The 24,802-nt window shown below is 62.8% G+C and carries 19 protein-coding genes and 1 pseudogene; 14 read left to right on the top strand and 6 right to left on the bottom strand.

What is annotated here, in order from left to right; all coding sequences use genetic code 11:
• The 3 genes and pseudogenes from OIU19_RS22550 to OIU19_RS22560 all read right to left on the bottom strand — a co-directional run.
• Positions 1-329: pseudogene (locus OIU19_RS22550) on the bottom strand (hypothetical protein); the annotation flags it as partial.
• A gap of 127 nt (positions 330-456) precedes the next feature.
• Positions 457-1,695 carry a TIGR03862 family flavoprotein gene (locus OIU19_RS22555; RefSeq protein WP_264236870.1) on the bottom strand — a complete coding sequence of 413 codons (1,239 nt, stop codon included), beginning with the start codon at positions 1,693-1,695 and terminating at the stop codon, positions 457-459.
• 149 nt (positions 1,696-1,844) lie between these two features.
• Positions 1,845-2,759 (bottom strand): histone deacetylase, encoded by a 915-nt coding sequence (locus tag OIU19_RS22560; RefSeq protein WP_264236871.1) that lies wholly within the window; start codon positions 2,757-2,759, stop codon positions 1,845-1,847.
• Positions 2,760-2,982: 223 nt separating this feature from the next.
• On the opposite strand from OIU19_RS22560, the gene OIU19_RS22565 reads away from it, so the two are divergent.
• The 4 genes from OIU19_RS22565 (at position 2,983) to OIU19_RS22580 (ending at position 6,895) form a co-directional block, all read left to right on the top strand.
• The gene (locus OIU19_RS22565; protein ID WP_264236872.1) at positions 2,983-3,552 is read left to right on the top strand and encodes a GNAT family N-acetyltransferase; all 570 of its coding nucleotides are present in this window, start codon (positions 2,983-2,985) and stop codon (positions 3,550-3,552) included.
• A 95-nt stretch (positions 3,553-3,647) separates the two neighbouring features.
• Positions 3,648-4,517 carry an acyl-CoA thioesterase II gene (gene tesB, locus OIU19_RS22570; RefSeq protein WP_264236873.1) on the top strand — a complete coding sequence of 290 codons (870 nt, stop codon included), beginning with the start codon at positions 3,648-3,650 and terminating at the stop codon, positions 4,515-4,517.
• Positions 4,514-5,104 (top strand): HAD family hydrolase, encoded by a 591-nt coding sequence (locus OIU19_RS22575; RefSeq protein ID WP_264236874.1) that lies wholly within the window; start codon positions 4,514-4,516, stop codon positions 5,102-5,104. The genes tesB and OIU19_RS22575 overlap by 4 nt, the downstream gene beginning before the upstream one ends.
• A gap of 780 nt (positions 5,105-5,884) precedes the next feature.
• A complete protein-coding gene (locus OIU19_RS22580) occupies positions 5,885-6,895 on the top strand; it encodes an NAD(P)-dependent alcohol dehydrogenase (RefSeq protein ID WP_264236875.1) in 1,011 nt (336 codons plus the stop codon).
• Between the two features lie 136 nt (positions 6,896-7,031).
• On the opposite strand, the gene OIU19_RS22585 is transcribed toward OIU19_RS22580, so the two are convergent.
• Positions 7,032-7,745 carry a FadR/GntR family transcriptional regulator gene (locus OIU19_RS22585; RefSeq protein ID WP_264236876.1) on the bottom strand — a complete coding sequence of 238 codons (714 nt, stop codon included), beginning with the start codon at positions 7,743-7,745 and terminating at the stop codon, positions 7,032-7,034.
• 327 nt (positions 7,746-8,072) lie between these two features.
• Here OIU19_RS22585 and OIU19_RS22590 point away from each other — a divergent pair, with 327 nt between their 5' ends.
• A complete protein-coding gene (locus tag OIU19_RS22590; protein WP_264236877.1) occupies positions 8,073-9,422 on the top strand; it encodes an MFS transporter in 1,350 nt (449 codons plus the stop codon).
• 24 nt (positions 9,423-9,446) lie between these two features.
• Positions 9,447-10,814 (top strand): glucarate dehydratase, encoded by a 1,368-nt coding sequence (gene gudD, locus OIU19_RS22595; protein WP_264236899.1) that lies wholly within the window; start codon positions 9,447-9,449, stop codon positions 10,812-10,814.
• Positions 10,815-10,946: 132 nt separating this feature from the next.
• On the opposite strand, the gene OIU19_RS22600 is transcribed toward gudD, so the two are convergent.
• A complete protein-coding gene (locus OIU19_RS22600) occupies positions 10,947-11,831 on the bottom strand; it encodes a LysR family transcriptional regulator (protein ID WP_264236878.1) in 885 nt (294 codons plus the stop codon).
• Between the two features lie 97 nt (positions 11,832-11,928).
• On the opposite strand from OIU19_RS22600, the gene OIU19_RS22605 reads away from it, so the two are divergent.
• The 3 genes from OIU19_RS22605 to gabP all read left to right on the top strand — a co-directional run bounded on the left by OIU19_RS22605 (position 11,929) and on the right by gabP (position 16,232).
• The gene (locus OIU19_RS22605) at positions 11,929-12,888 is read left to right on the top strand and encodes a 2-hydroxyacid dehydrogenase (protein ID WP_264236879.1); all 960 of its coding nucleotides are present in this window, start codon (positions 11,929-11,931) and stop codon (positions 12,886-12,888) included.
• A gap of 83 nt (positions 12,889-12,971) precedes the next feature.
• The gene (locus tag OIU19_RS22610; protein WP_264236880.1) at positions 12,972-14,312 is read left to right on the top strand and encodes an MFS transporter; all 1,341 of its coding nucleotides are present in this window, start codon (positions 12,972-12,974) and stop codon (positions 14,310-14,312) included.
• A gap of 525 nt (positions 14,313-14,837) precedes the next feature.
• Positions 14,838-16,232 (top strand): GABA permease, encoded by a 1,395-nt coding sequence (gene gabP, locus OIU19_RS22615; protein ID WP_264236881.1) that lies wholly within the window; start codon positions 14,838-14,840, stop codon positions 16,230-16,232.
• A gap of 61 nt (positions 16,233-16,293) precedes the next feature.
• Here the strand turns inward: gabP and OIU19_RS22620 are convergent, their stop codons facing one another.
• On the bottom strand, positions 16,294-17,160 hold the full coding sequence (locus OIU19_RS22620) for a LysR family transcriptional regulator (protein WP_264236882.1): 867 nt from the start codon (positions 17,158-17,160) through the stop codon (positions 16,294-16,296).
• Positions 17,161-17,549: 389 nt separating this feature from the next.
• Here OIU19_RS22620 and OIU19_RS22625 point away from each other — a divergent pair, with 389 nt between their 5' ends.
• The 5 genes from OIU19_RS22625 to OIU19_RS22645 all read left to right on the top strand — a co-directional run bounded on the left by OIU19_RS22625 (position 17,550) and on the right by OIU19_RS22645 (position 24,776).
• Positions 17,550-19,106, top strand: a complete 1,557-nt coding sequence (locus OIU19_RS22625) for an MFS transporter (protein WP_264236883.1) — start codon at positions 17,550-17,552, stop codon at positions 19,104-19,106.
• Between the two features lie 241 nt (positions 19,107-19,347).
• Positions 19,348-19,983 carry a LysE family translocator gene (locus tag OIU19_RS22630; protein ID WP_264236884.1) on the top strand — a complete coding sequence of 212 codons (636 nt, stop codon included), beginning with the start codon at positions 19,348-19,350 and terminating at the stop codon, positions 19,981-19,983.
• Positions 19,984-20,180: 197 nt separating this feature from the next.
• Complete coding sequence (locus OIU19_RS22635) at positions 20,181-22,298, top strand: hypothetical protein (RefSeq protein ID WP_264236885.1); 2,118 nt, start codon at positions 20,181-20,183, stop codon at positions 22,296-22,298.
• The gene (locus OIU19_RS22640; protein ID WP_264236886.1) at positions 22,270-24,141 is read left to right on the top strand and encodes a dynamin family protein; all 1,872 of its coding nucleotides are present in this window, start codon (positions 22,270-22,272) and stop codon (positions 24,139-24,141) included. The genes OIU19_RS22635 and OIU19_RS22640 overlap by 29 nt, the downstream gene beginning before the upstream one ends.
• Positions 24,141-24,776 (top strand): hypothetical protein, encoded by a 636-nt coding sequence (locus OIU19_RS22645; protein ID WP_264236887.1) that lies wholly within the window; start codon positions 24,141-24,143, stop codon positions 24,774-24,776. The genes OIU19_RS22640 and OIU19_RS22645 overlap by 1 nt, the downstream gene beginning before the upstream one ends.
• Positions 24,777-24,802 lie beyond the last annotated feature (26 nt).

Genomic DNA, 24,802 nt, shown 5'->3' on the forward strand with positions numbered 1-24,802 from the left:
GTTGTGTCAGTGCCAGCCAGCAAGGGCAGGTACTGACACCACAAAACAGTTGATACACCAGCAATCTCTGTGGGGGCGGGCTTGCCGGCGGGTTTGGTTGTGTCAGTGCCAGCCAGCAAGGGCAGGTACTGACACCACAAAACAGTTGATACACCAGCAATCTCTGTGGGGGCGGGCTTGCCGGCGGGTTTGGTTGTGTCAGTGCCAGCCAGCAAGGGCAGGTACTGACACCACAAAACAGTTGATACACCAGCAATCTCTGTGGGGGCGGGCTTGCCGGCGGGTTTGGTTGTGTCAGTGCCAGCCAGCAACGGCAGGTGCTGACACAACCGAGAAGTTGTTCCACCCGAAGCCGGTGCTGACACAACAAAACAGTTGATACACCAGCAATCCCTGTGGGAGCGGGCTTGCCCGCGAAGAGGCCGTTCCTGGCACCCTCGGGGCAGTGCCTTGCTTCTAGGCTTGCTTAAGCCAATCCGCTGCCGCCCGCCCTGCGCGCAGGCCGCTGGCGAAACATGCAGTCAGCAGATAACCGCCGGTCGGCGCCTCCCAGTCGAGCATCTCGCCTGCACAGAACACTCCTGGCAGCTGGCGCAGCATTAAGCCCTCGTCCATCCCTTCAAAGCGCACCCCACCGGCACTGCTGATCGCCTCATCCAGCGGCCGCGCGCGCACCAGTTCGATCGGCAACGCCTTGATCGCCGCGGCCAATGCCTGTGGATCGGCGAAGCTCGCCTGATCGGTCAGCTCACGGAGCAACGCCGCCTTGACCCCGTCGATCCCCAGTTGGCTGTGCAAATGCTTGGCCATCGAGCGTGAGCCTCGTGGCTTGGCCAGGGCCTGGGCGATTTTTTCCACAGGCCGGTCAGGTAGCAGATCCAGCAGCAGCGTAGCTTTGCCCGCGCGATTGATCGCTTCACGAACCTGCGCCGACCAGGCATACACCAAGCTGCCTTCCACGCCTTGCGCAGTGAGGATGAACTCACCCTTGCGCGCAGCGCTGCCGGGAACGCTCAGGGCAATGTTCTTCAACGGTGCGCCGGCGAACTTGTTGACCAGCAGTTCGCTCCAGCCCGCAACTTCAAAACCGCAGTTGCTCGCCTGCAGCGGTGAGATATCCACAGCTCGTTCGGTCAGCAATGGCACCCAGGCGCCATCGGAACCCAGACGCGCCCAACTGCCACCACCCAGCGCCAGTACCAGCGCATCGGCGCGCACGCTCAATTCACCCTGTGGATAAGCGATCCGCAGAGATCCATCATCGTTCCAGCCCAGCCAGCGGTGGCGCGTGTGGATAACTACCCCACTGTCGCGCAGACGCTTGAGCCAAGCGCGCAGTAGCGGCGCGGCTTTCATGTCGCAAGGGAATACCCGCCCGGACGTGCCAACGAAGGTTTCGATGCCCAGCCCGTGGATCCATTCGCGTAGCGCCTGGCCATCGAAGTCGCGCAGCAGCCCATCGATCTTGCCGCTGCGCTCGGCGTAGCGCGAGACGAAGGCCGGGTACGGCTCGGAGTGAGTGATGTTCATGCCGCCGACCCCGGCCAGCAGGAACTTGCGCCCCACCGAAGGCATGGCATCGAACACCTGCACCGCCACACCGGCCGCAGCCAGTGCCTCGGCGGCCATCAGCCCGGCAGGGCCGCCACCGATCACGGCGACAAGGGGAGGGGAAGCGGAGCGTAGTTCAGGCATGGAGGGCGGCAGGCTGTGGAAAAGAGCCGGCATTCTACCCCAGCGCGCCCCGTCGAAGCACTGTGCAAAAAATGACCAGTCCTTTGTAGCTCAGGCAGTTAGCGGGCTGTAGCCGCTTTCACTCAGGTTATCCACAAGCGGTTCCACAGTCATTGTGAACAACTGATGACCTTGGCCGCGCTGTGATGAAGGATGCCGTGGCGTTTGGCCAAGGCCATGCGGTCCTTGCTGTAGCCGCCGCCGATGACGCCGACTACCGGAATGTCGCGGCCCAGGCAGTGGCGCAGCACGCTTTCATCGCGAGCGGCCAGGCCTTCATCGGTCAATTGCAGGTAACCGAGGGCGTCGTCCTTGTGCACATCGACACCGGCGTCGTACAGCACCAGGTCAGGCTGGTACAGCGCCAGCAGGTAGTTCAGTGCATCATCCACCACCTTGAGGTACGCCGCATCGCCCATGCCTCGCGGCAGGGGGATGTCCCAATCGCTGTGCGCCTTGCGCGCCGGAAAGTTCTGCTCGCAGTGCAACGACACAGTGATGGCCTCGGGGGTGTCATGCAGGATCCGCGCGGTGCCATCGCCCTGGTGCACGTCACAGTCGAAAATCAGCACCCGATGCACCCGCCCGGCTTCGAGCAGGTAGCGGCTGATCACTGCCAGGTCGTTGAAGATGCAGAAGCCGGCGGGGTGGTCGTAGTGGGCGTGATGAGTACCGCCAGCGAGGTGGCAGGCGATGCCGTCGCGCAGGGCCATTTCAGCGGTCAGTAGCGAGCCGCCCACGGCGCGCACGGTACGCCTGGCCAAGGCTTCGCTCCAGGGCAAGCCGAGGCGGCGCTGGTCTTCGCGAGACAAGTCGCCGCTCAGGTAACGCTCGATGTAGTCGCGGTCGTGGGCCAGGGCGAGGATGTCGTTGGGGCAGAGCTCCGGGCGCAACAAGGCCTGGTCCGTGGTCAGGCCAGTGTCGACCAGGTGGTCGCGCAGCAAGCGGAACTTGTCCATCGGAAAGCGATGCTCGGCGGGAAACTCCGGGCTGTAGTCATCGTGGTAGATCAGCGGCAACGGCATGGTCGGTTCGCGGTAAGGTTCAGTGCTGATAGTGCCAGTTGGGTTGGGCGTGCGCCATCGCCGGGTCCGCTTCGCGGCGGTTCGGCGCTCCGACAAGCCCGCTCCCACAGTTTTTTGCAGCGCTGCAGACCCTGTGGGAGCGGGCTTGCCCGCGAAGGGCCGCAAAGCGGACCCAATTTCGCCTAATCTAAATCGTGCAGGACAAACACCCGGAGCTCACTCGATGACGCCAATTCTTCACCTGGAAAGCGCCCGCCTGACATTGCGCCAATGGCACGATGAAGACCTGCGCGAGTTCGCAGCGATGTGCGCCGATCCGCAGGTGATGCGTTACTTTCCGGCGCCGCTGACGCGCCTGGAGGCGGCCGCGCTGATCGGCCGGATTCGCGGTCATTTCAATGAATACGGCTTTGGTCTGTGGGCGCTGGAGCGCAAGGACAGCGGCGCATTCATCGGCATGACCGGCTTGCTACACGTCAATTTCGACGCCCCGTTCGGCCCTGCCGTAGAGATCGGCTGGCGCCTGGCGCGGCGCCACTGGGGGCTGGGCTTTGCCAGCGAGGCGGCGTGGACCTGCCTGCGTTGTGCTTTCGCCCAACTGCGCCTGGATGAGGTGGTGTCGTTCACTACCCAGAACAACCTGCCGTCGCAGAAAGTCATGCAGGCCATCGGCATGCTGCACGACCCGGATGGCAGTTTCGAACACCCCCGCCTGCCGCCTGGCCACCCCTTGCGCCCCCACGTGCTGTACCGGATCAACCGCGCGCACTGGCAACAAACCCTGCGCGGCTGAATGGCTGGGCATGCGCGGTACTGATGACAAACCCTGTATCATTCTTCGTCTCAAAAATGCTGTAGCGCCGTGATGCCTTGCTAGGAGAACCCCCCATGAGCCATGTGTTGGACGACCTGGTCGACCTGCTGAGCCTCGAAGCGATCGAGGAGAACCTGTTCCGCGGACGCAGCCAGGACTTGGGCTTTCGCCAGTTGTACGGCGGCCAGGTGCTCGGCCAATCGCTGTCGGCGGCTAGCCAGACGGTCGAAGACGCCCGTCATGTGCATTCGCTGCATGGCTACTTCCTGCGCCCAGGCGATGCCAGCCTGCCGGTGGTCTACTCGGTCGACCGGGTACGTGACGGCGGCAGCTTCAGCACCCGCCGGGTCACCGCGATCCAGAAAGGCCATACCATTTTCACCTGCAGCGCCTCGTTCCAGTACGACGAGGAAAGCTTCGAGCACCAGGCGCAGATGCCTGATGTAGTTGGCCCGGAGAACCTGCCCAGCGAAGTCGAGCTGGCCAGCGCCATGGCCGAACACCTGCCTGAGCGCATCCGCGATAAAGTGCTGTGCGCCAAGCCGATCGAGATTCGCCCGGTGACTGAACGCGATCCGTTCAACCCCAAGCCGGGCGATCCGGTCAAATACGCCTGGTTCCGCGCCGACGGCAACCTGCCGGACATCCCGGCGCTGCACAAGTACCTGTTGGCCTATGCTTCGGACTTCGGCCTGCTGACCACCTCGTTGCTGCCGCATGGCAAGTCGGTGTGGCAGAAGGACATGCAGATCGCCAGCCTCGATCATTCGCTGTGGTTCCACCGCAACCTGCGTGCCGACGACTGGCTGCTGTACGCCACCGACAGCCCCTGGGCCGGTAATGCCCGTGGCTTCTGCCGCGGCAGCATCTACAACCGCGCCGGCCAACTGGTGGCCTCGTCGACCCAGGAAGGCTTGATCCGTCATCGCAAGGACTGGGCATGAGCCTGAGTGACGTGCGCAATTGGGTGTTCGACATGGATGGCACCCTCACCGTCGCGGTGCATGATTTTGCCGCGATTCGCCAGGCGCTGGGCATCCCGCCTGAGGACGATATCCTCACCCACCTGGCGGCGTTGCCGGCCGCAGAAGCGGCAGCCAAGCATGCCTGGTTGCTGGAGCACGAGCGCGATCTGGCGATGGCCTCGACCGCCGCCACTGGTGCGGTCGAGCTGGTGCGTGAGCTGGCCGGGCGCGGTTGCCGGCTGGGGATTCTCACCCGTAACGCGCGGGAGCTGGCACATGTCACGCTGGAGGCGATTGGCCTGGCCGATTGTTTTGCCGTCGAGCACATCCTGGGGCGTGACGAAGCGCAGCCCAAGCCCAGCCCTGATGGTTTGTTGAAGATTGCCCAGGCCTGGGAGGTGGCGCCGAGCGAGCTGGTGATGGTCGGCGATTACCGGTTTGATCTCGACTGCGGCCGGGCTGCCGGGGCGCGTACAGTGTTGGTGAACATTCCGGATAACCCCTGGCCAGAGCTGGCGGACTGGCATGCGGCGGATTGCCGGGCATTGCGGGCGCTGCTTGGCTGATATTGTGGTTGCCAGTACCGTCCTCTTCGCGGGCAAGCCCGCTCCCACAGGGCTAGGAGTTGGAACAGCGGTCTCTGTTGTGTCAGCGATGGCCCCTCGCAAGCATGCCCGCCGCCCTAAAGGCCCGTACTGACGCAGCCAAGTAACTGAAGCACCCGCAATCCCTGTGGGAGCGGGCTAGGAGTTGGAACAGCGGTCTCTGTTGTGTCAGCGATGGCCCAACGCAAGCATGCCCGCTGCCCTAAAGGTCCGTACTGACACAACCAAGTAACCGAAGCGCCCGCAATCACTGTGGGAGCGGGCTAGGAGTTGGAACAGCGGTCTCTGTTGTGTCAGCGATGGCCCCTCGCAAGCATGCCCGCTGCCCTAAAGGCCCGTACTGACGCAGCCAAGTAACTGAAGCACCCGCAATCCCTGTGGGAGCGGGCTAGGAGTTGGAACAGCGGTCTCTGTTGTGTCAGCGATGGCCCAACGCAAGCATACCCGCTGCCCTAAAGGCCCGTACTGACGCAGCCAAGTAACTGAAGCACCTGCAATTCCTGTGGGAGCAGGCTAGGAGTTGGAACAGCGGTCTCTGTTGTGTCAGCGATGGCCCCTCGCAAGCATGCCTGCTGCCCTAAAGGCCCGTACTGACACAACCAAGTAACCGAAGCGCCCGCAATCCCTGTGGGAGCGGGCTTGCCCGCGAAGAGGCCGGGACAAGCAATACAATACCCATGACTCCATGCACATCCATCTAAGCTGCATTGCACTTCTAGCCCACCACTAAGGAATCCAGCCATGTCCAGCAAGGCCATCTACGTTCAATCCGGCGGCGGTTACGACAAGGTCCAGGTCGGCACCTGCGAGGCTGCCGCGCCACAGGCGGGTGAGATCACCGTGCGCCTGCACGCCAGCTCGCTCAACTACCACGATTTCGCCGTGGTCAGCGGCATGTGGGGGCCGAGTGAGCGGCGTATTCCCATGGCCGATGGTGCTGGCGAGGTAATCGCGGTTGGCGCTGGGGTCAGCGAATTCAAAGTCGGCGATGCCGTGGTCAGCACCTTCTTCCCCGATTGGCTGGACGGTCAGGCCCAGGTCGAAGGCTTTGCCAGCGTGCCGGGTGATGGCATCGACGGCTATGCTCGCGAGCAGGTAACCGCCCGCGCCACTTCATTCACCCTGGCGCCCAAAGGATACAGCCACGCCGAGGCCGCGACCCTGACCACCGCAGGCCTCACCGCCTGGCGCGCGCTGATGGCCGATGATCGCCTGAAACCTGGCGACAGCGTGCTGGTGCAAGGTACGGGCGGGGTGTCCATCTTCGCCCTGCAGTTCGCCAAACTGGCGGGTGCTACCGTGATCGCGACCTCGTCCAGTGATGCCAAGCTCGAACGGCTGAAGTCGTTGGGCGCCGATCACTTGATCAACTACCGCAGCACCCCGGCCTGGGGCGAGAAAGTCCGCGAGCTGACCGATAACCGTGGGGTTGACCACGTCATCGAGGTGGGGGGGCCGGCGACCCTCGAGCAGTCGATGATCGCTGCGCGCATTGGTGGGCATGTTTCGTTGATCGGGATTCTGACCGGTGTGGCCGGGCAGTTGCCGCTGGTGCAGGCGCTGGTCCGGCAGATTCGTCTGCAAGGCGTGCTGGTGGGCAGCCGCGCCCAGCAGCAGGCCATGGTGCGGGCGATCGATGCCAATGGCTTACGGCCGGTGGTAGACAAGCATTTCGAGCTGGAGCAGATCGTCGAGGCGTTCCAGTACCAGGAGAGCAACAAGCATTTCGGCAAGATCTGCCTGACCTTCTGAGTCCATGGTTTTTGGGGCCGCGTTGCGGCCCTTCGCGGGCAAGCCCGCTCCCACAGGTATTACCTGGACATGAAGATTGTGGGGTGTCAGTGGGGGATTGTTTGAGAGGTCGGTGCATACAGCACAAAAACAGCCGTCACTCCGGCAACAAGCGATCCCGGCTATTGGACAGGTGCAAACAGATCGCCGCCCGCGCCGCATCCGGGTCCTGGCGGCGGATGGCGTTGAGGATCGCTTCATGTTCGAGGTTGGCCAGGTAGGCATGCCGGGCCAGCTTGGATCCTGAGCGTTCATCCGCGCCCAGCTGATTACGCGGAATCAGGCCATTGCCCAGCTGCGCCATCATCTGGGTGAAATACACATTGCCAGTGGCCTCGGCGATCAGCAGGTGAAAGCGCCGATCAGGTTCGATGCAGCTATCACCGGCTGCCGCCAGGTCCTGATGATCGTCCAGCGCCTGGCGCATGCGCTGCAACTGCTGCTCGCTTCGGCGCAACGCCGCAAGCGCCGCAGCCTGGCCCTCCAGACCGATGCGCAGTTCAAGCAGGTCGCGCACGCTGGCCGCATTCTCGGCGCCCACGCGCAGGCCCGACTGGGCCTGACGTTCAATCACGAATGTACCAATACCGTGGCGCGGCTCGACCAACCCCGATGCCTGCAATTTCGACAATGCCTCGCGCACCACAGTGCGGCTGACGGCATGCTCGCGCACCAGGCTGTTTTCCGAGGGCAGTTTGTCGCCAGGTTTGAAGGTGCCCAGGAGAATCTGCTGGGTCAGGCTGGAGACCAGGTCATGGGCGCGGCTGTGACCGCGTTTACGCAAGGTTTCGAGGTTGTCGGCTGAGGTCATGGCGCTGCTCGCGAAGGTGATCGTACAAGTGCGGCGTGAGTAGGGCCAGATTAGCACCCTCACTTGTATGACAAGTAAGTTTCTCAGATTTTTTTTGAAGGCTGATCCCTGAAGTCTCGCCCTCTGGTTTTTTGTATATCTTGCTATTTCACCGATTTTTGCAGTTTTAGCAGCTTGTATTTTGTCTTTTGACGACAGATTGCGTTCTTGTCGTACAACTGCGCAGGGCATATTCTCTTGCCACTGGCATGTCAGACAACCAGGCGGACTGCCTCCCGCCGCGACATCCATCGACCCGCACAAAAACAATTAGTGGGAGATTCCACAGTGAACGACACCCTCGATCCGTCCGCCCGGCGCGACGATGTGTTGGCAAGCGCAGTGGCCAAGGTCAAACGCCATGTCCTGCCGCTGTTCGTCATCATGTTCATCGTTAACTACCTGGATCGCGTCAACATCGGCTTCGTCCGCCCGCATCTGGAGAGCGACCTGGGCATCAGCGCCGCCGCCTATGGTTTCGGTGCCGGCCTGTTCTTCATCGGCTACGCGCTGTTCGAAGTCCCCTCGAACATGCTCCTGCAACGTGTCGGCGCACGTTTGTGGCTGACCCGTATCATGTTCACCTGGGGGCTGGTGGCCACGGCCATGGCTTTTGTCCAGAGCGAGACCCAGTTCTATGTGCTGCGTTTTTTGCTCGGCGTGGCTGAGGCAGGGTTTTTCCCGGGGGTGATCTACTACTTCACGCGCTGGCTGCCGGCCGCCGAACGCGGCAAGGCAATCGCCATCTTCCTCAGTGGCTCGGCGGTCGCCTCGCTGATTTCCGGCCCCCTGGCCGGGGCACTGATGCAGATCCAAGGCCTGGGCATGCACGGCTGGCAGTGGATGCTGTTCATCGAAGGCATGGCCTCGGTGTGCCTGTGCTTCTTCGTCTGGTTCTGGCTCGACTCCAAGCCGCACGATGCCAAATGGCTGAGCCGTGCCGAGCAGGATGCGCTGGTTGAGGTCATCGACCGCGAGCAGCGTGAGCGCGAAGCGGTCGGGGTCGTCAAGACCTCCTCCTGGAGCCTGCTCAAGGACCGCCAGATCCTGCTGTTCTGCGGCATCTACTTCTGCATCCAGTTGACGATCTATGCCGCGACCTTCTGGCTGCCGAGCATCATCAAGCGCATGGGCGATCTGTCTGATCTGCAGGTCGGCTTCTTCAACTCGATCCCGTGGCTGATCTCGATCATCGCCATGTATGCCTTCGCCGCCGGTTCTGCGCGCTGGAAGTTCCAGCAGGCCTGGGTCGCTGGCGCATTGGTCATCGCCGCCATCGGCATGTTCATGTCCACCACCGGTGGGCCGGTGTTCGCCTTTGTCGCGGTGTGTTTCGCCGCCATCGGTTTCAAGTCGGCCTCGGCGTTGTTCTGGCCAATCCCCCAGGGCTACCTCGACGCCCGCATCGCCGCGGCGGTGATCGCCTTGATCAACTCGGTGGGCAACCTCGGCGGCTTTGTCGCGCCCACCACCTTCGGCTTGCTCGAACAGCACACCGGTTCCATCCAGGGCGGGCTGTATGGCCTGGCCGTGACCTCGGTGCTGGCGGCGATCGTGGTGTTCTTCGTCCGCACCCGCCCCAAAGACAGCGCCTCCCATGACCTCAAGCCGCAGTCGGCGTTGAGCCAGACTCACTGAACCTGCAGGACAACCCAGATGAATATGCACAGCACCCAAGACTCCTTCAGCGCCAGCCAGGTGCAGACCGGCACGCCGGTGGTGACCGAGCTGCGCGTGATCCCGGTGGCCGGGCACGACAGCATGCTGCTCAACCTCAGCGGCGCGCATGGGCCATTCTTCACCCGCAACATCGTTGTACTGCGCGACAGCGCCGGCAACACCGGCCTGGGCGAAGTGCCCGGTGGCGAGACCATTCGCCAGACCCTCGAAGACGCCCGCAGCCTGGTGGTTGGCCAGCCGCTCGGGCATTACCAGCGTGTGCTCAACGCCATGCGCCAGACCTTTGCCGGGCGTGATGCCGCCGGCCGCGGCCTGCAAACCTTCGACCTGCGCATTACCGTTCATGCCGTCACGGCCATCGAATCGGCGCTGCTCGATCTGCTCGGCCAGCACCTGGGCGTGCCGATGGCGGCGCTGCTCGGCGAAGGCCAGCAGCGTGAAGCGGTGAAGATGCTTGGCTACCTGTTTTACATCGGCGACCGCCAGCAGACCGACCTGGCCTACCGCAACGAAGCCGAGGCCGACGATGACTGGTTGCGCCTGCGCCACGAAAAGGCGCTGACCCCGGAAGCGGTGGTGCGCTTGGCCGAGGCCGCCAAGGCGCGCTATGGCTTCAGCGACTTCAAGCTCAAGGGTGGCGTGCTGCGCGGTGAAGAAGAAATCGAAGCGGTCACCGCCTTGGCCGAGCGCTTCCCTGAAGCGCGCATCACCCTCGATCCGAACGGCGCCTGGTCACTCAAGGAGGCGATCGCCCTGTGCCGTGACCAACACCATGTGCTGGCCTACGCCGAGGACCCCTGTGGCGCGGAAAACGGCTACTCGGGCCGTGAGGTGATGGCCGAGTTCCGCCGCGCCACCGGCTTGCCCACCGCCACTAACATGATCGCCACCGATTGGCGGCAGATGGGCCATGCGATCCAGTTGCAGTCGGTGGACATCCCCCTGGCCGACCCGCACTTCTGGACCTTGCAAGGCTCGGTGCGGGTCGCGCAGATGTGCCACGACTGGGGCCTGACCTGGGGCTCGCATTCGAACAATCACTTCGATATTTCCCTGGCCATGTTCACCCAGGTCGCGGCGGCAGCGCCGGGGGAGATTACCGCGATCGACACCCATTGGATCTGGCAGGACGGCCAACGCCTGACCCGCGATCCTCTGCGCATCGTCGACGGCCATGTGCGCGTGCCGCAGCGGCCGGGGCTGGGGGTGGAGCTGGATGAAGACCAGCTGGCCAAGGCCCATGAGTGCTATCGCAACATGGGCCTGGGCGCGCGTGACGACAGCGTGGCAATGCAGTTCTTGATTCCGGGCTGGAGCTTCGATAACAAGCGGCCTTGCCTGGTGCGCTGAAGCTATTGAACATGGCCTCTTCACCCGCGAAGAGGCCATGTTTGACTCACCACAGAACGCGGGTCTCACGCCACCACCTGTGGGAGCGGGCTTGCCCGCGAACAGGCCAGTAAAGCCACTACACAATAGCGCTCAAGCAAAAAAACGCCGGGCCACCTCGACAAACTCCGCCAACACCGGATTGGGGTTATCGCTGCAATACGCCAAGAACATCTCCGCCTCCTGCCCAGTCTGCACCAGCGGCCTGAACACGACCTGCTCCATATGCAGTGCCTGCGCCGACGCGGGCACCACCGCGATGCCCAGCCCGACATTGACCAGGCCAATGATCGAGTGCGTCTGCCCCAACTGGTGAATGTACTGCGGCTGCACCTGATGGCGAGCGAACAGGTTGGCGATGCGGTCATGGAAATAGCGCCCCTCGCTCTCGCTGTACATGATGAACGGCTGCTGATCGAAGTCGTGCGGGCCGAGTTCGGCCTTGGCTGCCAGTGGATGACCAGCGGGCAGCGCTGCGACGAACGGCTCACGGTGAATCAGCACGTATTCGACACGGGCGCTGGGCATCACCTGGCGCACGAAACCGACATCGATCATGCCCGTCTCTAGCGCATGCACCTGGCCGAGCGAGACCCGTTCGCTCAACTCCAGGTCGATGCCGGGCAACACTTCAGCAGCATGCACCAACAGCTGCGGAATCAAGCTGTACGCGCCGACTGCGGTAAAGCCCAAGGTCAGCCGCCCGGCTTCGCCGTGGGCAATACGCCGGGCCGACTGACTGGCCGATTCGGCGATTTGCAGAATGCGCCGGGCATCCTCCAGAAAGTTCTGCCCCGCCGGAGTCAGCCGCGCCTGACGATTGGTGCGCTCCAGCAGCAACACGCCCAACGAATGCTCGAGTAGCTGAATCTGCCGACTCAGCGGTGGCTGGGTCATGTGCAGACGAACGGCCGCGCGGCCGAAATGCAGCTCTTCGGCAACCGCTACGAAGCAGCGCAGTTGGTGCAGTTCCATCATTCAATTTCCGTATTATTCGATCCACTATCTATATTAGACCTGTATCGATCGCGGTCCTAGCATCGGAGTCATTCACCTCCACTGCCGGACACCAACGATGCCTCACGACAATCGCGCAACCATCGACCTGCTGCTGACCCAACCCGTCCCCGACGCTATCGACGACGTGCTGATGCGCGAGTACCGCGTGCATCGGCTGTATCAGCATGCGCATCCCCAGCGCCTGCTCGATGAAGTCGGTGGGCGGATTCGTGGTGTGGTCACCGGCGGCGCCAAGGGCCTACCCAACGCACTGATGGATCAGTTGCCCGCGCTTGAGATCATCGCCATCAGTGGCATCGGCACCGATGCGGTGGACCTGGCCCGCGCCGCCGAGCGCAACATTCATGTCACCACCACCCCAGGCGTGCTGACCGATGACGTGGCCGACATGGCGATCGGCTTGATCATCGCCACCCTGCGTCGCCTCGGCGAGGGCGAGCGATTGGTCCGCGATGGCTTGTGGGGCACGGTCAACCTGGCGCTGGCGCGCAAGGTCAGCGGGATCGACCTGGGCATCGTCGGCTTGGGCCGGGTAGGGCAGGCGATTGCTCGGCGTGCGGCGGCCTTCGACATGCGCATCGCTTACTGCGACCGGCAAGAGAAGCCCGAATCCGGCTACCGCTACGTCAGCGATCTGCGCGAGCTGGCGCGCTCGGTGGACGTTCTGGTGCTGGCCGCCTCGGCCGACGACGGCAAGGCCATCGTCACCCGTGAAGTGCTCGAAGCGCTGGGGCCGCAGGGTTACTTGATCAACGTCGCCCGCGGCAAGTTGGTGGACGAGCAGGCGCTGGTCGAGGCCCTGTGCGAGCAGCGCATTGCTGGCGCCGGTCTGGATGTGTTCGTCGACGAACCGAACGTGCCGCCAGCCTTGCGTGATCTGGCCCAGGTCAGCCTGCAGCCGCATCGCGCCAGCGCCACGCTGCAGACCCGGCAGCAGATGGGCCAGATAGTGCTCGACAACCTGGCCGCGTGTTTCCGTGGCGAGCTACCGCCGCAGCGAGTCACCCGCACCTGAGCCCCCCGCAGACACCCCACAGCCTCCGGGCCGTTCACCTCCCGACAAGAACAATCGCTTCCGCCGAGAAGCAAGAGGTCATCATGAACAGCAAATCCGCCGCCGCCCCGCTGGTGCAGGCCAGCGTAGGCCGTCATCGCTTCCTGGTCCTGGCGCTGATCTTTGTCATCACCGTGATCAACTACGCCGACCGCGCCACCCTGTCGATCACCGGTACCGAGGTGCTCAAGGACCTCGGCCTGGACCCGGTCATGCTCGGCATGATCTTTTCAGCCTTCGCCTGGGCCTACGCCCTCGGCCAAGTGCCCGGCGGTTGGCTGCTCGACCGCTTCGGCGCACGGCGGGTGTACGGCATCAGCCTGATCCTCTGGTCGCTGTTCACCCTCATGCAAGGCACGGTGGGCTGGATGGGCCTGGCCGGTGCCTCGGCGGCGGTGGCGTTGTTCTCCATGCGCTTCATGCTCGGCCTGGTCGAGTCGCCGGCGTTTCCGGCCAACTCGCGGATCGTCAGCTGCTGGTTCCCGACCCGTGAGCGCGGCACCGCTTCGGCCTTGTTCAACTCGGCGCAGTACATGGCCGTGGTGGTGTTCGCGCCGCTGATGGCCTGGATGACTCACGCCCTTAGCTGGGAGCAGGTGTTCATCTGGATGGGGGTATTGGGGCTGCTGCTGAGTGTGGTCTGGTTCCGCCTCTACCATGAACCGCACAGCGCGCCAGGGTTGAGCCGCGAAGAGCTGCAGTACATGCGCGAGGGCGGCGCGCTGGTCGACCTGGAGCGCGAGCGCAAGACCGCCAAGAGCAAACTGACCCGCGCCGAGGTACTGCAGCTGTTCACCAGTCGCAACCTGTGGGCGGTGTACCTGGGCCAGTACTGCATCACTGCGCTCACTTACTTTTTCATTACCTGGTTCCCAATCTACCTGATCAAAGGCCGCGGCATGACCATCATGGAAGCCGGCTGGGTTGCCGCGTTGCCTGCGATCTGCGGGTTTACCGGTGGCATTTTGGGTGGGTTCATTTCCGACTGGCTGATCCGCCGTGGTGTACACCCTTCCCGAGCGCGCAAGACCCCGTTCGTGATCGGCATGGCGCTGTCGACCAGCCTGGTGCTGGCCAACTATGTCGATGGCAATGCTGCGGTGATCATGCTGATGACCCTGGCGTTCTTTGGCAAAGGCCTGGCAGCGGTGGGTTGGGCGGTGCTGTCGGACGTGGCGCCGAGCAAGATGGTCGGCTTGTGTGGTGGCGTGTTCAACGGCATCGGCAACATCGCCGGGATCATCACCCCGCTGGTGATTGGCTACGTGGTGGCCAGCACGGGTTCTTTCGATAACGCTCTCTGGTTCGTCGCTGCGCACGGCGTGCTGGGGATCCTCGCTTACCTGTTGCTGGCCCGGCGCTTCGAGCGTACCGGACAGGCGTAGGCAGACGCCTGAGCAACGGGGCCCCGGGAGACCGGGGCTTTTTTATGGGTACGGCAGTCAGATCGGTGTTGGCTTCTTCGCGGGCAAGCCCGCTCCCACAGGGTTTGTAGGGTTTGCAGTGGGTGTGTTGAGTCAAAACTGGCTCAACGCTGGGCTGAAATCTGCGCGGGACCTGTGGGAGCGGGCTTGCCCGCGAAGAGGCCAGCACAAACTCCCAGCACACCCAGTTGAAAAACAGAACCTCCAAACAGCCCCATGCCGCAAACAGACACGCCATTGGCGACATCTGGCGCGATTGAGCAGCCCCTGTCGTGATCGCGCACCTCTGAGGCGTTCTCGAATAATTTCCACCCGCCCCAGGCGGCTTAAATGGACCCGGAATTCAGCTGGCGCGTTGCTCGATAAAGCGTGTAGAAGGTCAACAACAGAGCGCGAGTTACGTGCCTACCCATTGTTTGCAAAGGAGATTATTTTCGCCTACGCCTGCCCCCTTTTCCTTGTGTCAGCAAAAAGAGAACAAGATCAATGAACACCGTGGGATCTGATGGTAGTAACCTCGCGCAAGGGTTCAAACCACGCCATGTAACGATGTTGTCCATCGCGGGCATTATCGGTGCAGGGCTTTTCGTCGGCTCCGGACATGCCATCGCAGCAGCCGGCCCAGCCACCATAATCTCTTACTTCGTGGCCGGGTCCTTGGTCGTCCTGGTCATGCGCATGCTCGGCGAAATGGCCGTGGCCCATCCCGACACCGGTTCGTTCTCCACCTACGCTGACCAGGCCATTGGCCGCTGGGCCGGCTATACCATCGGCTGGCTGTACTGGTGGTTCTGGGTGTTGGTGATTCCCATCGAAGCGCTGGCCGCCGGGCATGTGCTCAACGCCTGGTTCCCCCAGGTCGACAGCTGGATCTTTGCCTTGCTGTCGATCGTCTTGCTGGCCGGGACCAACCTGTTCAGCGTGGCCAAGTACGGCGAGTTCGAATTCTGGTTCGCGATTCTCAAAGTGGCGGCGATCCTCGGCTTCATCAGCCTCGGTTTCGCTGCCCTGATGGGCTGGTTGCCCAACCGCGAAGTCAGTGGCCTGAGCACCCTGGTGGACGAATACGGCGGCTTCGCGCCCAAGGGCTGGTCGGCGGTAATCGGCGCGTTCATCACCGTGATGTTCAGCTTCATCGGTACTGAAGCGGTGACCATCGCCGCCTCCGAATCCAGCGACCCTTCGCGCAACATCGCCAAGGCCACCCGCTCGGTGATCTGGCGGATCAGCACCTTCTACATCCTGTCGATCTTCGTGATCATCTCGGTGGTGCCGTGGAACGATCCACAACTGGCGGTGGTGGGCTCCTACCAACGCGCGCTGGAGATCATGAACATCCCCAACGCCGCTTTCATGGTCGACTTCGTGGTGCTGGTGGCAGTGGCCAGTTGCATGAACTCATCGATCTACATCGCCTCGCGGATGATGTACTCGCTGGCCAAGCGTGGTGATGCCCCGGCGATGCTGAAAAACACCTCCAAGGTTGGCGTGCCTCGCGCTGCTGTGTTCGGAAGCACGTTGATCGGCGCGGCCATCGCCATCCTCAACTACTTCGCTCCCAAGGGCGTGTTCGAGTTCCTGCTGGCCAGCTCCGGCGCCATCGCCTTGCTGGTGTACATGGTCATCGCCATCTCCCAGCTGCGCATGCGCCGGCGCCTGGAGCGGGAGAACGCCGAGCTCAAGTTCCGCATGTGGCTGTTCCCCTGGCTGACCTGGGCGGTGATCATTTTCATCGCTGGGGCCTTGAGCGTGATGATGTATACCGAAGAGCACCGGGCGGAAGTGACCGCCACCTTGAGCCTAGCGATCTTCATCTCGTTCCTCGGGATCGTGACGACCCGCGGCCACCAGCGAGCAGTGGGCATGCGCTCGGTCGGCTAGAGCGGCGTTGAGACCTAGGAGGGCATCTGGCGACAGGTGCCCTTTTTTTGCACCTGCCGTTTCACACTTGGCGTGCGCTGTCGATATAGCGCATCACCGCTGGCGCCTTCTCGAAGCGCCGGTGGATCAGACTCAGCCACGAGCTGGCCTGGCAGTGTTCCACCGGCCGGTAAGTGACCTGCGGCAGACGAATCCGCGCCACCACCGACTCTGGCACGATCGCCACCCCCTGGCCCAGCGACACCAAGGTAATCACCGCCACCAGGCTTCCCGGCTGCGGCCCCAGGCGCGGCTCGAAACCACCCAGGCTGGCCACTTCGAGGGTGCCGGAAATCTGCTCGGGGAGAATGAACGTCTCCTCGGCCAGGCGCGAGGCGGGGATGCTCTTCAACTCATTGATCCGCGAACTGGCCGGCAGCGCCAGGACGAAACCTTCCTGATGCAGGGCGATGGCGTCCAGCTCATCCGGCAACTCCATGGGCGAGCGCACGTAGGCGATGTCCAGTTGGCCATCGCGCACCTGGGCCGGCAGATCGACCATTGGCGTTTCGCGGATGTTCATGCGCACGTTGGGGTGGGCTGCGCTGAAGCGCGTCACCTGCGCCTGGAGTATCCCCGAGTAGGCGGCAGAGGCCACGTAGCCCAACTCGATCAAGCCACTCTCACCACGCCCGGCCCGTTGCGCGCCCAACTGCGCCGCATCGAACTGGCGCACCGCCTGCTCGGCCTCAAGCAATAGCGCCTGGCCTGCCGCCGTGAGGTTCACCTCGCGCTGATTGCGCTCGAACAACCGCACGCCCAGCTCGCGCTCCATGTCCTGGATTTGCCGGCTGAGGGTGGGCGGGGCAATGCCCAGCTGCTCAGCGGCCCGGGTGAAATGGCCATGCTGGGCGACGCAGAGGAAGTAGCGGAAGTGGCGGATTTCCATGAAGGCTCGTTACCTGTTGGGTAATGACGCAGGCCTCTGTGGCTAATAAGCACGAGGCCGGACAACGTTATGGTGAAGGTAACACTAGAGGGTTGGCGCCGTGGCAACGAGTTACGGCGACCGGCCACATGAATGCTGATGAGAGGCCAAAGCGGGGCAAGATTGAGTGGCGTCAGATTTGGGGCTGCTTTGCAGCCCTTCGCGGCGGTTCGGCGCCCCGACAAGCCCGCTCCCACAGGTACAGCGCTGATCTGCAGAGCAATGCGCATCCTGTGGGAGCGGGCTTGTCGGGGCGCCGAACCGCCGCGAAGGGCCGCAAAGCGGCCCCAAGACAGATCAGCACACGTCTGACCCCATGGCACCCCTCAGCCCCTTCCCAGGAGCCATGCATGCCCACCCCAGCCTCCGCCCGCTTCACCCTGTTCACCGCCTCGGCCGTCTGCGCCCTGATCATCCTCGACACCAACATCGTCGCCGTCAGCCTGCCGAGCATCGCCCGCGACCTGTCCGGCTCGTTCGCCGACATCGAATGGGTGGTCAGCGCCTACCTGCTGGCCTTCGCTGCCTGCCTGCTACCCGCCGGCAGCCTGGCCGACCGCTTCGGCCGACGGCGCATGCTGATGCTCGGCCTGGCAGTATTCGGCATCGCCTCACTGGCCTGCGGCGCCGCCCCCGACTTGCTGTTCCTCGACCTCGCCAGGGCCGCCAAAGGTGTCGGCGCCGCCATGCTGCTCACCGCCGCCTTGGCCGCCATCGGCAACCGCTTCCATGAGCCCGAAGCACGCATGCGCGCCTGGGCCTTCTGGGGCGCCTGCATGGGCGCGACCATCACCTTCGCGCCCCTGCTCGGCGGCCTGATCGCCAGCACCCTGGGCTGGCGCTGGATCTTCTACATCAACCTGCCGCTGGTGGTGATACTCGGCGCGATGGTCATGCACAGCGTGGAGGAATCGCGTGACAGCGCCGCAGCCCGCCTCGACCCCCTCGGTAGCCTGACCTTCGCCGCCAGCCTGGGCTGCCTGATCTGGGCGCTGATCGACGCCAACCAGGTCGGCTGGGACAGCACCACCACGCTCGGCCGCCTGCTGATTGCCGCCGTGCTGTTCGCCCTGTTCGTAGGGGTAGAGCGCGCCCAGGCCAGGCCCATGATCGACCTGCGACTGATGCGCAGTGGCCGCTTCATCGGCGCCTTGCTCGGCATGTTCGCCTACGCCGCCTGCGCCCAGGTGATGATGACCCTGCTGCCGCTGTACCTGCAGAACGGCCTGCAGATGTCGGCGCTGGCTGCTGGCGCAGGAATGCTGCCGTTCGCGGTGGCGATGCTGCTGACCCCGCGCTGGGGGATGCGCCTGGCAGCGCGAATGGCGCCGGCTGATGTGTTCGCGCTGGGGTTGGTGTTGGTGGGCGCAGGGAACTTGCTGTGTGCCTGGGCGGCGGGGCAGGGTGGCTATCTTGGCTTCGCCCTGGCAAGCGTGGTGCTGGGGGCTGGCGCGGGGCTGCTCAATGGCGATACGCAGAAAAACATCATGGCGTGTGTGCCGCGTGAACGCACCGGGATGGCGTCGGGGTTGAGTACCACTACGCGGTTTGGCGCGATCGTGTTGGCGATTGGCGTGCTGGGAGGGATTTTGGCGGCGCGCAGTGGGCAGTTGCTGCGCGAGGCGATGGCTGGGGTGGCGCCGCAGGCTGTGGATAAAGTCGGGGAGATGGCTACGCGAGTGGCAGCGGGGGATCTGCCGGCGGCGTTGGCTTTGCTTGAGCCTGGGTTGCGCGCGGTGGTGGCGCCGGTGGCTCGGGGGGCGTTTGTGGGTGGGTTTGAGGCGGTGTTGCTGACGGCAGGTGTTGTTGCCCTGGTCTTTGCCGTGGTGGTTGGTGTGCTGTTGCGGCGGCCGTTGCCGCAGGTGAACGAGCCCTGCTCGAACGCACGCCAGTCTGCAGCTAGCTGAAGTGCAAGCAGGCTGGCGCTTAAATAGACAAGGCCATTTACCCTAGCGTGAGACGTACGCTGACTGGGCAGCATGGGGCACTGGTGATAGTGTCTAACGCTGAATTTGCGGCGCATGTGAAGACTGACGAAATTATGATTCGGCCAGCCGCCCAGCGCGCCCAACACCTCTTCTAGCGGGGTGAAAAGTGGCGCGAGGCGCCGACGGTGGCCGATAAACCCAAGGATGAGGGAGTACGTTTATGATGCCAATCGAGAGCCTGGTTGGGGTGGCGATCATCGCCCTGGGCATGGTCCTGTCACCAGGGCCGAATATGGTCTACCTGACCTCCCGGGCGATTTCCCAAGGGCGCCTGGCAGGGTTGATTTCGCTTGCAGGCGTGGCCCTGGGCTTCGTGTGTTATCTGGTCGCAGCGGCGCTGGGGCTGGCGGCCTTGTTCAAGGCCGTACCGCTGGCTTATGACGTAGTGCGAGTCGCCGGGGGCATCTACCTCGGGTATCTGGCCTGGAACATGCTCAAGCCCAATGGCGGCTCACCGTTCCAAGCACGAGAGCTGCCCCCGCATTCGCCACGGCGGCTGTTCACCATGGGCTTGGTCACCAACCTGCTAAACCCCAAGATCGCCTTGATGTACTCGGCACTGATTCCGCAGTTTATCGACCCCTCTCAAGGCTCGACCTTGCAGCAGTTTCTGCAGCTGGGGTTGGTGCAGATCGTCATTGCCGTGACGGTGAACGGGCTGATCGTACTGGCGGCTTCGAGGGTCAGTCGCTTCTTGGCAGAGCGGCCTTCGGCTATGCGTACCCAGCGATGGGTCTCGGGGACGGTGCTGGGGGTTTTTGCGGTAGATATTTTGTTGCGTAAGCCGATGGCTTGAGGGCGCCGCACCTGAGGCCTGAAAACGCCCGATGCCGCGCATCGGGCGTTTTGTTTTTCAGGGGGTGTATGGCTAATGACTGACTTGAATTGTCAGTGGGCTAATGGCCATCATGGCGCCTATCACGTCATCAAGAAATCCCCTCCCAAGCCGATGACCTCAGCCAGACACTGCGCAAGCTTCAACAGGAGTAGTTGATGAAAGCCCCCCTGATCAAAGACATGGAAAATGCGCTAGCTGGCGTGCTCAAGATCTCAGCCGAACTGAAGACCCGGAGCAACCCCAGGCCTGCGCTGGTCTCGATCCTGCGCAAGCTGCGCATCGCCCGTGAGCTGTCTTCGGTCTACTACATCTGCGTAGCGGGCAGCCAAAGCGCTGGTAAAACGCGTCTGGTGCGCGAGCTGTACCAGCTCGATGAAGGCTGGCTGGCCGACAACCAAGGCCGCGGCGAGCGTGTACCGGTGTTCATCCTCGAGAAGGAATGCGACGCGCCCTATGCCGTTGTCGTCAAATACGATGGCCAAGGCAACGAGCAGGAAGAACAGATCAGCCAGGACGCGTTCCGAGCGTTGATCAGCGGCTACGATAACTCCGGCAACCTGGACTGCCTGTTCCCCAAGCTCTACGTGCCACGCCGGTACTTCGCAGGAGAGCGCTGTGGCTTCGTGTTGCTTCCAGGCTACGAAATGCTCAATCCGGACAACGTCGAATGGCAGGGTTTGATGCGCCACACCCTGGTGCACTCGCTGGGGAGCATTTTGGTCACCGACCGTACCCGCGTCGCTGACAACAGCCAGAAGCTGATCCTCAACGATCTGGTCGCGCGCTACTTCCCCGATCGCAAGCCCACCATCGCCGTGACCAAGACCGAAACCCTCACGCCAGAGCAGATGGATGAACTGGCGGCAACCGTGGCTGAGGTGTTCCAGATTCGCTCCGACGAGCAAGACCGGGTGATCTTCACCGGCGTGGGTGACGAAACCTACCGCTCGACCTGGACCGGCCAGCTCATCCAGATCATCAACAAGTACGCGCTGTCCGCAGGTGGCTCCGATGCGGGGCGGCTGCGTGAGCTAGAAAAGCTGCTGGATACCGAGTTGGCCACGATCAAGGCGGCTCTGGAAAGTGAGCTGGACGCTCAAAGCATCAGCGAACACCTGACCGAGCGTCAGGCCGAGCGCATGCAAGAGGTGTTCAGCAAAGCCTCCGAGCGCTATCGCAACCGCTATGCGAAAAGGCTGCGTGAGCACACCAATAGCTACCTTGGGCAAGTCAAAGACATTGCCGAAAAGCGCTACAACGAGGAAGAGGAGGGGTTCACCAACAAACTCCGGCATGCAGCCAATTTCCTCACCCTGCAGTCTGGTGAAAACGAAACCCGCTTCAGGTCGAGAATCATCGACTGCTGGTGCAACGGCTCCAGCACCCTGCAATCGCCGCTGGAAAGCGATTACCTGGCGATCTCGGACATGTCCGCGAAAGAGCTCGGCATCCAGGAGATCAGCTCGACCCAGCTCGCCGCGATCAAGCACGAAGGCCTCGATAAGCTATTGGGGTACGACGGCGCGGCTCTCGATGTGCCTTCGGTCGACGCGCAGCAGCTGCATCATGATTTGCGCCTGCTGTTGTCCAAGGGCGTAGCGACAACCGACAGTACTGCGCGCTTCAAGGAGCCGCATGTCGAGAACGTGCTCAAAGCACTGCCGGCAATGACCATGGAGTACTTCCGCCTCAACCAGGCGGTCGCCATCCGCACCCCTGAGCTGGCCCGTACCGAACTGGAAGCGTTCGACTTCGCCAAGTTGGCATCGTCCATCCAGCAAGACCTGCCCAAGGTCACGGCATCAGCCAAGCCGCTGCTCAACACCCTGGCCGCTATCCTCGCGGTCGATGTGGTTATCGACGGCTCGATCGACACCATCCCGGCCATCGCCGGCACGCTGACGGGCGGCCAGACGGCAGCGGCGTCACTGGGCGCATCGCTGTCCATGGCGGCAGCTGGGGCGATTACCCTCGGTTTCGTCGCCTACCGCGGTGCCACCGAAGTGCAGCGCTACGACGCTGCGCGCAAAGGCTTTATCGCCGAGAGCCTCAACCAGTTCGCCGAGGCCCATATCAAGAAGGGCCTCGAACTCTACGACGATCTGATGGAGAGCCTCGAAGAGCGCCTGGTGCGCAACCTGCGGGTGGCCTATGGCCTGGGCGCCGACCTTACGGTCAAGGACGCCCTGGCGCGTGGCTTGAGCCGCCTGGAGCATGCGCGGGTCAACTTGGTCAAAGCTATCGATGACGCGCAAAGCCGCCATGTGGCTTGAAAAGTACGCCAACCGCTATCGCTGGGCCTACGATGCGTATCAGCGCTTCATCAACGAGATCGACCCGAGCCTGGCTGGCGACTTCAACCGCTCCAGCCATGTGACGGTCGCGGTCTATGGCGCGACCCAGGTCGGCAAGACCACGCTGATCCTCGACCTGCTCGGCATCACCGGGCAGGCTTTGGCGCGGGCGTCCAGTGTCTTGCGCGGCGAGCAACGCATGGGCAAGTCTTCGACGGCTTGCGCGATTCGGTATGGCCGCTCGAGCAATGACAGTTGGTACATCGGCGACCGCAGTGAGCCTTTGGACGACGACGCTGCACGCTTGCGGTTCTCTGCGATACGCACCGAGCTGGAAGAAGGCCGGGCACAGTCGGTAGACGTGCTCTCGGTGCGGCTTCCAGCGATGTTCTTCGAGCAAGGCGCGGGCGAGGCACTGAGCCTGGACCTGCGCATTCTCGATATTCCAGGCATCAACGCGGTCAACGAGGCTGAACAAGCCCAGGTCACGCGCGTGGCCGAGAAGTATGTGGCCACCGCTGACCTGATCCTGTTGGTCGGGCGAGCGGACGATCTGGGCTTTTTGCACCCCAACAAGCTCAAGTTGGCGGCGTTGGGTGATTGGATGCTGCAGCCCAACCGCTACCGGGTGGTGCTCTCCTACACCTTTTCGCCAGCCAGCTTCAAAACCTGGTTCGGGCAAGCGCCGCGCACGCTGGAGCAGGTCAGGGCGAAGCTCTACCAAGAGCTGGGTACCCATGACTACAAGCCACCGAAGCCGGTCGAAGCGATGTTGTACCCGCTGGAGTTCGGCGACTCGTTGCACAGCCTTGGCGCGACGCCGGATTACCATCAGGCTGCCGTCGAGCTGATCCAGCAGTTGCGCCGTGAGCTGTTGATGAGCATTACCGAGTCGGCTAGCCCCTACGGCCGGCTGGCCTCTGCGTTCAAGATGAAAACCTTGATCGATGCCAGGCTCGAGCGCGAGCACGCTCATTACCAGGCGCACAAGGTCGCACTGGACAATGATCTTCGCCACGCGCGGGAGACGCTTGGCCAGGTAGAGGAGCTACGCACCAAGTTCCAGAAAGAAGCCGTCGTTCTCAATCATCAGAAACGTCGCCTGCGCCGTTACCGAAAACTGGAAAGAGGCAGTGATGTGCGGCGCTTCTTCACCCAGTCTTTGCCCACTACCAAAGAGTCTGTCAGTGCGCTGAAGTCGGTGGCGGTGGCGTTCGAAAATGGCATCCAGGCAAAGTGGCGGGCGATGTGCGAGCGCCACGCCCAGCGTCAGGCCAATTTTCGCCTGGCTGAGCTATCGCCACCCGATACCAGCGCGCTGAGCAGCTTCTATCAAAAGATGAACGAGTACCTGACTGACGGCTATTGGTGGTCAAGTGACAACTTTCGCGCTGACCGTAGCATGCTCCAGCGGGCCAGCGAAAAAATCGTCGGCGCCTACAGTGAAGCCGCAACCCAGGCGATCCGGAAGTACCTGGACCATCAGGAGAGTGTCTTCCAACGCAAAAACGCTGACTACCAGCGCCGGCTTGTCGTGATGAACACGGCTGTTGAACAGCGCCGAGCAGAAGTCCAGCAAGTGCAGGACAAGTGTCAGCACCTTGAACACGCCCACCAGCAGTTCAAGGCCCGCATGCAGTTCAGCATGGAGCACTCGTACAAGTTCGAACAATACATCTTCGAAGCTTTCCAGGCAGAGCTCAACCGCGTCAGGGAAGCCATCCGCCGTCCGGCCAATGCCACAGAACAGGTCTATGACGTGTTCTACCTGCATGTGCTGCTGGGCGAACTCGACAAAATGCTGGAAGGAAAGAAGTTCTGATGGACCGATCTGACTTGGATGCCGAAATCGCTGCCGCTGATCAGGAGCTATCAGCGCTGTTGGAAAAACACATCAATGCGCCGATGAAGCGCAGCATCGACCAAGCGAGCGGTGGCCTGTCGCTGACGCTCAAGGGCGACTTCGAGTCCAGCGTGCTTAGCCTGCGTTCGGAGCTGAAGAAGCTCAACAGCGCGTTCGAAGACTTGGCCGATGACCTGGGCAATGTTCGCCAGGTGTCCAAGCGCATCGAAGCCATGGTTCTGCAGGCTGAGGGCGCGCAAGACGGCCGGTTCGAGAAGGCTGGCGCGCAGGTTGTCGAAAGCAGCCGTCAGCTTGGCGAGGCGCTTACCGGCGTTGAGGAGCGCTTGAGCAAGCTTGGCGCGGCGCAACTGCATCACCTGGGCTCGGCGCTCAAAGCGTTGTCTGCAGACCTGCAAGCCCACCGCGCGCAAAGCGCCGATGCTCAGCAGAACACCTTGGCCAAGCTCGATGAGATCGCCAGCGCAGTTGCAGCGCAGCAGGCACAGGCGCTGAGAGTGCAGCGCCAGTCCAAGCAGCGCTTTATCTGGGTGTGTGCAGCGCTCGCTGTGAACCTGGGCGTGGTCGTTACGCTGTTGGTCAAAGCATTCCTGTAGAGATGTAAGCGGGCGCTTGCCAGTGT

This window comes from Pseudomonas sp. BT-42-2, from assembly GCF_025847435.2.
GTDB lineage: Bacteria > Pseudomonadota > Gammaproteobacteria > Pseudomonadales > Pseudomonadaceae > Aquipseudomonas > Aquipseudomonas urmiensis.